This window comes from Kamptonema animale CS-326 (assembly GCF_028330895.1).
Taxonomy (GTDB): Bacteria; Cyanobacteriota; Cyanobacteriia; order Cyanobacteriales; family Microcoleaceae; genus Kamptonema; species Kamptonema formosum.
On record NZ_JAQMUA010000373.1, the window covers coordinates 1 to 12,141 of the forward strand.

Here is a 12,141-nt window from a genome sequence, read left to right on the forward strand (position 1 = left end):
CCTTACAATTTATAGCGTTTATTTATGTCCACCTACTTAGCAACCGCCAAGGTGGTTAGGACATTCTAGTTTTATTCCACCCTTAATTCTATTCCCTTCTTCCCTAGCCGCTAGTCCCTAGCTATACCATCAAGAATCACTGCTAATTGAGATAGCATAACGGGCAATAGCTAAACTCATCCTAGCTTGTTCAATCTCCGATAACTCTTCCCAAGACTTCACCAGAGGAATATCAGACTCCTGTTCAGCATTTCGCATTGCATAGGCCAAAGGGCGGGCTAACACCTGTAAATCTTCCTCTGGCCACTGAGGTAAAATCTCTAAGGTACACTGAACCATTTGCTCAGCCAAAGATTGATAGTTAACTATTACCTTTTGAACGCTTTCAGCAATTCTATTCAGTAAATCTTCAGGTACTAGAGTAAATTTATCAAACAAAGACTTTTTCAGTTCTCTTGCTGACCAAAGTCGATCTAATTGGGAAAATAATATTTGGGAATTGTGCGTTAAATCTCTATCCGCAAGCCAATCTGATGCGACGAATTCCTCTTCTAACGCCACAAAATAAGCTTCAGCATCAGACTGGGCGGGATTCCAAGGGTAAGGAATATCACCCTGGACAATTACTTCTAATAATTCTAACTCAGCCTGAGTTTGCGACTCTTGAAAATATTGAGAGTTAGTAGTTTGATCTGCCATCATGCAATTCCAAAATCGGTTAGGGGATATGAAAAAGAGGTAACTGGTAATTGTAGAGCATGGAGTGCTAATTTATCCGGTCTAATCACCTATTACCTGCTTAACTACAGCACCACTTTAGCTGGTTCCGCAATCAACTCCAGTATGAGGAGAAGTTTTTGTGAATTCGATGATGAATTCTAGACTCTGACCTTGAGAACTGCCAAATTTTATCTGTATTCCTGACTGTAAAGCAACTTCTTGATGATGAACTCTCTGCCAGCCATCGGGGCCCAAAATCAGCGTACCGTAGCGGGAGAAATCTCGGAGAAAGTATGTCTGTTCAGTCTTGCCGGTGTTAACGCTGTTGCGGCAAAAAATCTCAGCGTGTTTTTGGGAAACCCAGGATTCGGGAATGGCTACGTCGTTTTCTTCCCCGCGCCCAACTCGCACGATTCCGGCCCCAATTGGCCAAATGCGCGTAATTTCTGTGGGCGATCGCAAATAAGCAATCGGTAGCGATCGCCCCATCCAAGTTGGTGAATTTGCGGGTAATTCAGTTCTAATCTCTAAAATAGAGGTCAGCAGTTGCCCATCAAACTCTGGGTGCATATACAATACAGGCAATGTCCAAGCCGGTTGATTGAATTTATAAAGCGTCAAAAGTTGCTGTCTAGCAACTGCAACCGCTTGATCTACGGGCATTCGCGCCGCCATTGCTTGGGCAAAAGCTTGGATAAAACTGAGGGCTTCTCTGTCTGCGATCGCATCCCGCATCCCCAACACCGCCGGTACACCGTGATGGATCAACACTTCCGCCAAACTGCTACGGGATAACGTCTGCTGACTGGAATTTGTCAACACTTCCATCGCTGGTTGCGCCCCCCAACAAGCATTAAACACCGCCAAATTTACCCGACAGCGCACCAAAACTTGAGCTAATTCCGTACCATTGAGGGTAGTATCGGGCCCTAAAAATAGTAACCCTCCGTCTGGGCCGGGCATCCCGTGACCCGCGTAAAATAAAATATTGTAAGGCCCCTGTCCCAGTGTCGTTCCTGCTTCTAAGCGATCGATCAATTCCGCCGCCGTCGGTTGAATCAGAGTTTCCACACAAGTAGGCGCGATCGCATCTGGATGATGACCATTCGCCTCAGTTTTACTAGAAATCTCCAAAACATTCGCTAACGCCGCCGCCTCTGCTTCCAATTCCAAAGCCGTTAGCGGCGAATTTCCTCCTCCTTCCCCCAAAACCAATAAAATATTTAGAGATTGGCCCAAACGTAGCACGGGTAAAGGTTCCACATCGCTAGTCGTGCGACTAAATAGCAATTGCTGACCCAGAGAAATCGCCGGTTGACCCGCCTGTGGCTGCATAATTTCCCAGGGTAAAGCAATGAGATCGGGTTCCCGAAGGTCAAGGCGCACTCGCAGGGGTAGATTTTGCCCGATCGCAATCCCTTTACTTTCGTGGAGGCTACCTTGAATTGGCCCGGCGATCAGCCATTGCCACAGACTCATCCCCAACTGCTGCATCAGGCGGCTGCTATAGCTGAGGGTTTTGCCGCCATTGGAGACATCGCTACTAGAAGTCAGCGCTAATGCTAGCTGGGGTGCGGGAACAGGGGCGATCTGGGGCAAACTGTGGGGCGAAAACATCTCCTGCCAAGCTTGCCACGCCTGAGACAGAGTTTCTGGCCAAATGCAGTCGTGGTGGACGTATCCGCCGGGATAAGGGGATTGTAGAACCCAAGCGGCAAAATGGTTTTCCGCAGGGGTTTTCAGGCGTGCGATCGCAATACTCAGGCAAGGAATTTCAGGGCGCGGCATTCATTACAACATTACCGACTTTGGATGTAAATTGTAGCAACTTTTTCTTCACATCGCCAGATGATAAGTAAAAGGAAGAAGGAAGAAGGAAGAAGGAAGAAAAATTTAGTTATCTAGGAGAGAAGGAAGAATGTTTATACAGTCCGCTTTTTAGCCATCCCGATCTTATGTTTAATTAGGTGGATTTACTTATTTATTTACGCCTCTCTTTAGTCAAACTATCAACCCTTGATTAATTAGTTCATATTACTCTTATTAATTTACCAAAAAACTAACGATTCCCATCTAGTTTTGTTAACAGCGATCGCTTTTTTTTGCTAATTTAGTATTAGAAGGAAATCACCTCTATCCTGATAGAAGGGGACAGGAGGAGGCGGGCAAGTTATTCCGCAAGTCCTGTAACTTTAGCAGAGGGACATAAATCTGCAAGTTCGCACACCCCACAAGCTGGATTTCTAGCATTGCAAATGGCTCTACCATGATAAACTAGGCGAATTGACCAGTTTTCCCAATCTGGTTGGGGTAGCAGTTTCATCAAATCTCGCTCAATACGAATTGGGTCTGCGTGTTCTGTTAAACCTAAACGGTTGCTGAGGCGTTTGACGTGAGTATCGACTGTTACGCCCATATTAATGCCGTAGGCGTGGGCGAGAACAACGTTAGCTGTTTTGCGGGCAACTCCGGGTAATTCTAACAGTAATTCCATCCGTTTTGGCACTTCCCCGTTGAATTTTTCAACGATTAGATGACAGGCGGCTTTGATGTTTTTGGCTTTGTTGCGGTAGAAGCCAGTGGAACGCACGAGGTTTTCTAGTTCTTCTATGTCTGCGATCGCCATCGCCGCAGCATCGGGGAAACGTTGAAATAAGGCTGGGGTGACTTTATTTACTCGCTCGTCAGTACACTGAGCTGAGAGTATTGTAGCCACAAGCAACTGCACTGGGGTTTCATAGTTGAGGGTGCAGGTAGCATCGGGATAAAGGCGCTTAAGTCGGATCAGAATTTCGAGCGATCGCTGCCGCAGACTCAATTTTTTGCTCATTGCTAATTGTTAACGTTAACAGTTAACGGTTAACTGTTAACCGTTAACTATTAACTAATTATTGTTGTAGAAGATTCTTCATCCATTCTACGCCAGCCAAGTTAGCCGTATCGCGAATAATCAAGAAAATCCCCAAACCTAGCAACAGGATTAAACCTGTCTGCATAACGCCATCTTGAATTTTTGCAGGTAAGGGTTTACCGCGTAGTCCTTCTATTAATAAAAAGGCTAGCTGACCGCCATCGAGGGCGGGTAAAGGCAAGATGTTGATAATAGCAAGGTTGATGCTAATTAGGGCAGCGAACTGAAACAGATTGCCTGCATCCGATCGCGCGATATCTGCACCGATAGCGACAATAGCGACTGGCCCGGAAAGTTGGTCAGCAGTTTGGCTAAAATTGCTAATTAGTTTGATGAAACCTTGAACTGTCAGAGTGACAATGCGCTGAAATTCAGTCGCTCCAGTGTTCAATGCTTCGATAATATTGCTAGCTCTGCGCCTGACAATATTGGCATCTAATTTGAGAGCAATGAGTTCTTGGTTTGGATCTGGTTGGGGTGTTACCTGGATATCCAATTTTTTACCATCGCGCTGAATTAGCATTTTAATGCTTTCATTGGGATGGCTTTGAACCGCTGCCATTAAAGCTTTTATCGGTGACGTTTTAGTTCCCAATTCCTGACCGTTTACTGCGAGGATAACGTCTCCGGGTTTGATACCTGCGGATGCTGCTAAACTTAATTCTGGTAAAGGTTCGATCGCGACTCCCGGTTTGTCCCCGTTGGGAGCTAGTTGAACGCCGATGCGACCCTTGCCGTCGGGGCCTGCTTCTGGCTTAACTGCGATCGCCAGTTTTTCATTCCCTCGCTGAATTAAAAATTTAATGCTTTGGTTGGGATGGCTTTGAATGATGTCTTTTAAGGACTGGACAGCGGGCACGTCAGTCGCTAATTGCTCCTCATTGACTGCTAAAACAATGTCTCCCGACTTAATGCCGGCCTGTGAAGCGAGGCTCAATTGCGAACTGACTTGGGAAATGGCAACTCCCGGCTGCAATTCCTGTATACCTACGGTGGCAAATTGTGTCACTAGCAGGAAGTAGGCAAAGATCAGGTTAGCGATCACGCCGGCACTGATAACGATCGCGCGATCGAGTACGGGGCGATTTCGGAGTAAATTGGGGTCATCTAGGGGAATGTTACTTTCGGGGTCTTCGTCGGGGAAACCCACGTAGCCGCCCAAGGGGATGCCTCTGAGAGCATATTCGGTTTCTGGCCCTTGGTATTTCCAGAGCACGGGGCCAAAGCCGATGGAGAAGCGGTTGACGTGGATGTTCTGAAATCTCGCGGCCAGGAAGTGGCCGAGCTCGTGTACGACGATGAGGAGAGCTAGAACTGCGATCGCGGCCAATACTGACATGAATGATTACTGTGAAACTTTGCTGAACTGTTCTTATTTTAATATCTGTGGGGAGCGATCGGCAATTTGCCGCCACAATTAATTAACAGAGGGATATTACCTATTGAATAGGTACTCTGAAGCCGATAGTACCTATATAAAAATATGTAATATAAAAAATAGGAGGTAAAAACTATGGTAAATCTCAGCAATTCGACCAGGAATAACAATCAAAATATGGGTGCAGTTCGAGTCAAAGTTAAATTAACTAATGCAATTGATGAAGCTTTAGTCCATCGAGGACTGCTTAATCCCAATTTGTTGCGTGTCTATGAAGCAGAAGCACTCATAGATACAGGTGCAGTACGGACTGCTATACCTGCGGAGGTAGTAGAATTTCTGGGTTTAAGAATTCGGACTCATGAAATAGCTCAATATGCTGATGGTAGAGAAGAATCAGTAGGATTGACTGAACCTGTAATCCTAGAAATAGAAGGTCGCGAAACCACAGAAGCTACTCTCGTATTAGGCAATACTGTGCTGATTGGTCAGACAGCATTAGAGACGTTAGATTTGTTAGTAGACTGCAAAAATCAGCGTTTAGTCCCCAATCCTGAACATCCTAATTATCCAGTATTTCGAGTCTAGTAAACCTCATTAGTCCGCGTAGGCGGACTTTGTTTGTGTACCCGCGATTTTAATCGCCGGGATATTTTTTACAATGTAGGCGGACTTTGTTTGTGTACCCGCGTTGCTGCGCGATTTCAATCGCCTGGATATTTTTGCTTTACAATACTTCTCGCCCCATATAAACTTGCAACGCTTCTGGTATTTTCACAGTCCCATCAGGTTGCTGATAATTCTCCAAAATTGCGGCCATAGTGCGGCCAACTGCTAAACCAGAACCGTTCAAAGCATGAACGAATTGAGTACCTTTCTTACCCGCTTCTTTAAAGCGAATATTTGCCCGCCGCGCCTGAAAATCACCGACATTAGAACAGCTAGAAATCTCGCGGTATTTACCAGCAGAAGGCAGCCATACTTCTAAATCGTAAGTTTTAGCTGCACTAAATCCGATGTCACCCGTACACAATTCTATCACTCGATAGGGTAACTTTAATGCTTGCAAAACTCCTTCAGCATCATGCACTAATTTCTGATGTTCTGCTGCTGATGTACTGGGATGTACGAGTTTCACCAATTCTACTTTATTAAATTGGTGTAGTCGAATTAATCCCCTTGTATCTTTGCCATAACTGCCAGCTTCCCGGCGAAAACAAGGCGTATAAGAACAGTGATAAATCGGTAATTGTTCGGCGGTTAAGATTTCGTCTCGGTAAAGGTTGACGACTGGCACTTCTGAGGTAGGAATCAGCCATAAATCATCTTGGTCGCATTTGAAGCTTTCCTCAGCAAATTTGGGTAATTGACCTGTAGCAGTGAGGGAGGCGCTGTTAACTAAAAATGGGGGAATTACTTCCACATAACCTGCTGTTGTATGGCGATCGAGCATGAATTGAATGATTGCTCTTTCTAAGGCTGCACCTGCTCCTATTAAGGTAACAAAGCGCGGTTGAGCAACTTTAACTGCGCGGATAAAGTTAAGAATTCCTAGTTTTTCGCCGATTTCAAAGTGTGGTAAAATATCAGCAGTTTGGGGAATATATTCGTCTCCCCAGCGTCGGACTTCGACGTTTTCTTCTTCACTTTTACCGATGGGTGTGGAGTCACTGGGTAAGTTGGGGAGAGGCAATAATAAGGCTGCGATTTGATCTTTCAAGTCCTTTTCTTGGGGTTCCAATTCGCTTAATTCGGCTTTAATTTGGTTCCCTTCTGCTTTTAAGGCTTCAATTTCTGCGCCTTTGGGGTCTGATTTAATCTTTTGACCGACGAGTTTGCCGATTTCGTTGCTGCGGGCCTGGAGTTGCGATCGCTTCCCTTCTAAATCCCGCTGCTGTCTATCTAATTGTAAAATCGGCTCGATGTCATAGTCCCCGCCTCGGCGGTTGAGGCTTTCCTTTACAGCTTGTGGGTTTTCGCGGATGAGTTTGAGGTCTAGCACAGGTCGATTTTAGAGTTGAGATTTTTAGGGCTAAGCTTTTGGACAGCTCCAACCGCTAATTTTACCTTGCGATCGCTCCCCCTTGATGCAGGATAGGGACAAAGCTGCTGCTTATATAAGCTTTATCAATAATTTGTTACTGACAAATAATTTATTATCATCTATTTTTATTACTTTTGGGGTTGCACTGAGGGGTAACACCCTTCAGGGGTGTTATACTGTAAAACATAGTAGATGCACCCTGATAATTTTTCTACCCTCAGTCACTTGTGGCCGAGGGCTTTTTATTGGTAATTTCCGTAGGAGAGCGAGACGAGGGAGGAAGAGTAGTTTTGTAGTATAGGCGCTGGCGCAAAGTAGAGCGATCGCCCTCCGGGTATAGATGATGCCAGCCACCCTACAAAGTTAATCGCCTCTAGACAATACAGCGTGCAGCTTAACGACATTGCCAATAACTGCGATCGCGGGTGCAGCAAACTCAGCGGCCTTCATTTTCTCCCCAATTGTAGACAAACTACCGATTAATTCTTCCTGTTCGGGCCGCGTCCCCCATCGTACCAAAGCGATCGGAGTATCCGCACTCAATCCTGCGGCTGTCAATCGGTCAATAATATAAGTCAAATTGTGAATTCCCATGTAAATCACAATAGTTTCTGAACCGCGTGCGATCGCACTCCAATTCACCTCCGGCCGATATTTCCCCGCCATCTCGTGACCGGTTACAAACGTCACCGAAGAACTGTGAAGCCGATGAGTTAGAGGAATTCCCGCATAAGCAGGCGCGGCAATCCCAGAAGTCACTCCCGGTACAACTTCCACAGCTACGCCAGCATTCAGCAACTCCTCCATCTCTTCGCCACCGCGACCAAAAATAAATGGATCGCCACCTTTTAACCGTACAACTATCGCGTGAACTTGAGCTTTTTCTATCAATAGCTGGGTTGTTTCTTCCTGCAATAGCGAATGGCGACCCATGCGTTTGCCAGCATCAATTCGCTCTGCTTGCGGATTAATCATCGCCAAGATTTGGGGACTGACTAACGCATCATAAATAACAGCATCAGCGCACTCTAAAAGAGTTTTACCCTTCAATGTCATCAAACCAGGATCTCCTGGCCCCGCACCGACTAAATAGACTTTACCCAAACAGTTATTTTCCTTTTTATTTAGCTTGGTAAGGTTCATTTTTCAATCAAATCTCGAATTAAATCTGCTAATTCTACACTTACTCCCAGAGGGTTAGTCCGATACAATTCAGCAAGTGGAAACTGCTGCTTTAGTTGTTCCACTTTTTTCGCGATCGCATCAGTGATTCCCCCCTCAAATAAAAAATAAGGCACAATCCCTATTTGCTGATGTCCACTGTGAACTAAACTTGTAACTTGTGTTTCCAAACTCGGCGTTACAGACCAATAAGCAGTCACCGCATTAACTTTAGCTGCCATTTCCTCAACTGGCAAATTCCCACCTGTACGGCGACTCCCGTGAGATAGTAAAATCCATGCCTGCATTCTAGCAGATGTCATCTGCTCTGCCACCCAGTTAGTTAAACTTGCGCTCTGGGAACCCAAATGCGATCGCAAGTTAATTATTACCTTTTCGCCCATTATTTGTTGTGCGAGTTTTATCTCGGCCGGTATATCTTCCTGAAGGTGAACCCCCGGCAATAGAAACATCGGCAAAACTTGCACTTCCTGTAACCCAAGAGATAGGGTATATTCCCCAAATTGAGAAATTTGTTCGTGCAATGAACTCGGCCCAAATTCCAGCGTAGCAGTTCCCACAACAGGCGAATTGGGGGAATAATTTGCCAATACAGCCAAACGTTCAGACAACAATTTAGCTAACCTTTCCAGACCTAATTGTGGTCTAGGATCGCGGCTACCATGAGTCACTAATAAATAAGTTGAACGCAATTTTTATACCCACCAATTTTTCTATATGTAATTGTTTATAACGCCCCCATCTGGGCGGTTCAATTCCCCCCAGAGGGCGGCGTTATATGAGATGTTTCTAAGTTATGTGATTATAACCATTGATGTCAACTGCCCTCTGAAACCGGCCAGGGGTTTTAACCCCTGTCTAATAGCTGAAGTCCTCTGAAGAGGACTAATAGACTTCTCTAATAAACCTTGTAGGGCAGGCATCTTGCCTACCTTTGACTGGCTTTTTTGGAGATGTCTAATAAGTTCTTAAGTCCTCTTCAGAGGACTTAGACTTTGAGGCAGGGGTTTTAACCCCTGACAGACTAAGGGTCTAACCTTAACTTGACACAAATAGATTATAACATCTTCCTGCAATTTTAAACAATCTCAAGTAAAAAAAGCTTGTTTACTAGACACAAGCTTAGGACTTAGTATTTAGAAACAAGCCTTTATTCAAAACTTAACGCCGCCCTGCTTCAATAGCAGAATTGGCAATTTTTACCGCATTTGCTTCCCGCCCATTCTTAAGTGCTACCATATACAAAACTCCCTGAAATTTCCATTCAACTGAAGCAGTACAGTAAGCCCCACAACCATTGTGAAAAACCCCCTTAGTTCCCTTCGCCAATTGAATGTTTTTTAATGTTTTCGTTACCCCCTCCATTCTCTGCGTAAATTCACCACCTTTTTGAGCTCCAATTCCACCAGCACTACAAGCAGTAGTTCCTCGGCAATTAGCAGTATAATCTATAGAAACACTATAACCATCCGCCCTCGCTTGAGGATGAAAGTAAAGCTTTTGTGAAAAAGGAACCTGACTGGGTAGAAAAATTGGTACTTGCGTCTTACCTTTTAATTGTGGCAAAATTTGACCAATGGGAACAGTAGCACCCGCTTGGGCAATTAAGTTGCTTACTATCGGGATATCTGCTGCCCGATTTAGTGATTCTGTATCCAATTCCCCAAAACCAAGAACTCCAGACGGCATCGCCAGAGCACTTAACAAACACGCATAACTTCCCAAAATCAGCAATTTACTTTTCATTTGTTTACCCCTTCCCATTTAGAAAATTATCATGGAACTACAAGATTATTTGCGTCAGCAGGGATTAGATAGCTTATGCAGCACTTATCATATCAAATTATCCCGACATCAGAAATATCCTCACCTCGTCTGTCTGAAATACTCCCAGATTGAATCTCCTCTGGGTGAAAAAATAGTCCAGCAGTGCCGAGGCATTATCTTAGACTCATCTCAAGATTGGCAAATAATTTCTTATCCTTATAATAAATTCTTTAATTATGGGGAAATTCATGCTACTCCGATTGACTGGAGTAGTGCCAAAGTGTATGAAAAACTAGATGGTTCTCTCACTGTTATTTATTTCTACGATGGCGAGTGGAGAGTACAAACTAGCGGAACTCCTGACGCTAGCGGTGAAGTTAACGGTTTTGGCTTTACTTTTGCTCAACTATTCTGGAAAGTTTGGAACGAACTAGGATATCAGTTACCGCAAGAAACTGAGCAATGTTTTATCTTTGAATTAATGACTCCTTACAACCGGATAGTTGTTCAGCAAAAAGACAATCAAATTATACTACATGGAGTGAGAAATATTCAAACGCTTTTAGAGTCTGACCCTAGTATTTGGACAGAAAAATATGGATGGGAATTAGTTGCATCCTATCCTTTAACTAGCTGGACAGAAGTTATCAAAGCTGCTGAACATTTAGATCCGATGAATTCTGAAGGATATATCATCTGCGATGGTAACTTCAACAGAGTCAAAGTTAAGTCTCCTCAATATGTCGCAATTTCTCATCTTAGGGAAGGATTTTCTACCCGCAGAATAATAGAGATTATACTAACAAATGAAGGAGAGGAGTTTTTATCTTATTTCCCTGAGTGGACAGAACTGTACGAGAAAGTTAAAAATAGATATCTATCTTTAATTCAAGAAGTAGAGGAAGTTTATCGCCAATATCAACATATCGAAAATCAGAAAGATTTTGCCTTAGCTATCAAACACTTACCCTATTCTGGGATTTTGTTTTCTTTGAGGTCTGGAAAAATTGCTAGCGTTAAAGAATCTTTACGTAATGCTACTATTCAGAAAGCCGAGGAACTTTTAGGGTTAGAATACATTAATCTGGGGTTATAAGGATAATACCCATCCCCAATTACCAAACTTGATTAGTTAGTTAGTAGTTAGTGGTTAGTGGTTAGGAACAAAATACAACCCGCCACTAACAATTAACAATTACCAATTACCAATTACCAATTACCAATTACCATGAAAAGAGTCATTATACTTGTCGGTTTACCCGCTTCTGGAAAATCTAAATTTGCTAATGACCTACTGTTATCAGAACCCGGTAGATGGGTGCGAACGAATAAAGACCTTTTGCGAGAAATGGCCCACGCTTCTTATTGGTCTCCCGCCAATGAAAAGTTTATTCTTCAACTCAGAGATGCCGCAATTTTGATGGCTCTAGAATCTGGTAAAAATGTCATTGTTGACGATACTAACTTTGGGCCGCACATCGAACATATCAAAGCGCTAGTTAAAGGTCAAGCTCTCGTTGAAGTTAATGATTCTTTTCTCCAGGTTCCTCTAGAAGAATGTATTAAACGCGATTTAAAAAGACTCAATTCAGTTGGCAAAGATGTAATCATGAAAATGTATAATAAATACCTCCGAGTTCCCGTACCGCCTCCAGAATATAACCCCGAACTACCAGATGCCATGATAGTCGATATGGATGGCACATTAGCTTTACTAAATGGTAGAAATCCTTACGATGCGTCTAATTGCGAACGCGATTTACCTAATCAACCAGTGCTTGAAACTGTTCGCAAGTGGCAATCAAGTATTAATGTTATCGTGCTATCGGGTCGCACAGATAACTATCAACCTCAAACTGAAAAATGGTTGCAGCAATATGAGGTAAAATATAGTAATATTTATATGCGAAAGAATGGAGACCAGCGGAAAGATTCGATTATTAAGGAGGAATTTTACCGCCAACATATTGAAGGAAAATTTAATATTCGCTTTGTCTTGGATGACCGTCAGCAAGTTGTTGATATGTGGAGGTCATTAGGTTTGACTGTATTTCAGGTCGCTGAAGGTGATTTCTAATAATTATGTTCGCCTACTTATCAATATCAGGACTTACGCAAAAGTATCCGTAACGCCCCCCA

The 12,141-nt window shown here is 43.7% G+C and carries 11 protein-coding genes; 3 read left to right on the plus strand and 8 right to left on the minus strand.

The annotated features are described in order from the left end of the window. Nucleotides 1–129 precede the first annotated feature (129 nt). From PN499_RS21775 to rseP, 4 genes are all read right to left on the minus strand, one after another. A complete protein-coding gene (locus tag PN499_RS21775; RefSeq protein WP_272034539.1) occupies nucleotides 130–699 on the minus strand; it encodes a hypothetical protein in 570 nt (189 codons plus the stop codon). A 117-nt stretch (nucleotides 700–816) separates the two neighbouring features. Continuing rightward, on the minus strand, nucleotides 817–2,508 hold the full coding sequence (locus PN499_RS21780) for a CHAT domain-containing protein (RefSeq protein WP_272034541.1): 1,692 nt from the start codon (nucleotides 2,506–2,508) through the stop codon (nucleotides 817–819). Between the two features lie 382 nt (nucleotides 2,509–2,890). Next, nucleotides 2,891–3,550: an endonuclease III gene (gene nth / locus PN499_RS21785; RefSeq protein WP_272034543.1), complete on the minus strand. Its 660-nt coding sequence runs from the start codon at nucleotides 3,548–3,550 to the stop codon at nucleotides 2,891–2,893. A gap of 58 nt (nucleotides 3,551–3,608) precedes the next feature. Beyond that, nucleotides 3,609–4,970 carry an RIP metalloprotease RseP gene (gene rseP / locus PN499_RS21790; protein WP_272034545.1) on the minus strand — a complete coding sequence of 454 codons (1,362 nt, stop codon included), beginning with the start codon at nucleotides 4,968–4,970 and terminating at the stop codon, nucleotides 3,609–3,611. Between the two features lie 174 nt (nucleotides 4,971–5,144). Here rseP and PN499_RS21795 point away from each other — a divergent pair, with 174 nt between their 5' ends. Next, nucleotides 5,145–5,597, plus strand: coding sequence for a retroviral-like aspartic protease family protein (locus PN499_RS21795; RefSeq protein WP_272034547.1), 453 nt, complete (start codon nucleotides 5,145–5,147; stop codon nucleotides 5,595–5,597). Nucleotides 5,598–5,736: 139 nt separating this feature from the next. Here PN499_RS21795 and serS read toward each other — a convergent pair whose 3' ends face one another. From serS to PN499_RS21815, 4 genes are all read right to left on the minus strand, one after another. Then, nucleotides 5,737–7,011, minus strand: coding sequence for a serine--tRNA ligase (gene serS, locus PN499_RS21800; RefSeq protein WP_272034549.1), 1,275 nt, complete (start codon nucleotides 7,009–7,011; stop codon nucleotides 5,737–5,739). Between the two features lie 405 nt (nucleotides 7,012–7,416). Next, complete coding sequence (gene cobA / locus PN499_RS21805) at nucleotides 7,417–8,196, minus strand: uroporphyrinogen-III C-methyltransferase (RefSeq protein WP_272034551.1); 780 nt, start codon at nucleotides 8,194–8,196, stop codon at nucleotides 7,417–7,419. Further along, the gene (locus tag PN499_RS21810; protein ID WP_272034553.1) at nucleotides 8,193–8,927 is read right to left on the minus strand and encodes a sirohydrochlorin chelatase; all 735 of its coding nucleotides are present in this window, start codon (nucleotides 8,925–8,927) and stop codon (nucleotides 8,193–8,195) included. Before PN499_RS21810 ends, cobA begins: the two co-directional genes overlap by 4 nt. A gap of 469 nt (nucleotides 8,928–9,396) precedes the next feature. Continuing rightward, complete coding sequence (locus PN499_RS21815) at nucleotides 9,397–9,981, minus strand: hypothetical protein (protein WP_272034555.1); 585 nt, start codon at nucleotides 9,979–9,981, stop codon at nucleotides 9,397–9,399. Between the two features lie 31 nt (nucleotides 9,982–10,012). Between PN499_RS21815 and PN499_RS21820 the strand changes: the two genes are divergently transcribed. Both PN499_RS21820 and PN499_RS21825 read left to right on the plus strand, forming a co-directional pair. Then, nucleotides 10,013–11,098 (plus strand): T4 RnlA family RNA ligase, encoded by a 1,086-nt coding sequence (locus PN499_RS21820; RefSeq protein WP_272034557.1) that lies wholly within the window; start codon nucleotides 10,013–10,015, stop codon nucleotides 11,096–11,098. Between the two features lie 132 nt (nucleotides 11,099–11,230). Then, nucleotides 11,231–12,079 (plus strand): phosphatase domain-containing protein, encoded by an 849-nt coding sequence (locus PN499_RS21825; protein ID WP_272034559.1) that lies wholly within the window; start codon nucleotides 11,231–11,233, stop codon nucleotides 12,077–12,079. Nucleotides 12,080–12,141 lie beyond the last annotated feature (62 nt).

Coding starts and splice junctions, on each gene's coding strand:
- nth (WP_272034543.1), bottom strand. CDS start 3,550: ATGAGCAAAAAATTGAGTCTGCGGCAGCGATCGCTCGAAATTCTGATC.
- PN499_RS21820 (WP_272034557.1), top strand. CDS start 10,013: ATGGAACTACAAGATTATTTGCGTCAGCAGGGATTAGATAGCTTATGC.
- cobA (WP_272034551.1), bottom strand. CDS start 8,196: ATGAACCTTACCAAGCTAAATAAAAAGGAAAATAACTGTTTGGGTAAA.
- rseP (WP_272034545.1), bottom strand. CDS start 4,970: ATGTCAGTATTGGCCGCGATCGCAGTTCTAGCTCTCCTCATCGTCGTA.
- PN499_RS21795 (WP_272034547.1), top strand. CDS start 5,145: ATGGTAAATCTCAGCAATTCGACCAGGAATAACAATCAAAATATGGGT.
- PN499_RS21775 (WP_272034539.1), bottom strand. CDS start 699: ATGGCAGATCAAACTACTAACTCTCAATATTTTCAAGAGTCGCAAACT.
- PN499_RS21780 (WP_272034541.1), bottom strand. CDS start 2,508: ATGCCGCGCCCTGAAATTCCTTGCCTGAGTATTGCGATCGCACGCCTG.
- PN499_RS21815 (WP_272034555.1), bottom strand. CDS start 9,981: ATGAAAAGTAAATTGCTGATTTTGGGAAGTTATGCGTGTTTGTTAAGT.
- PN499_RS21825 (WP_272034559.1), top strand. CDS start 11,231: ATGAAAAGAGTCATTATACTTGTCGGTTTACCCGCTTCTGGAAAATCT.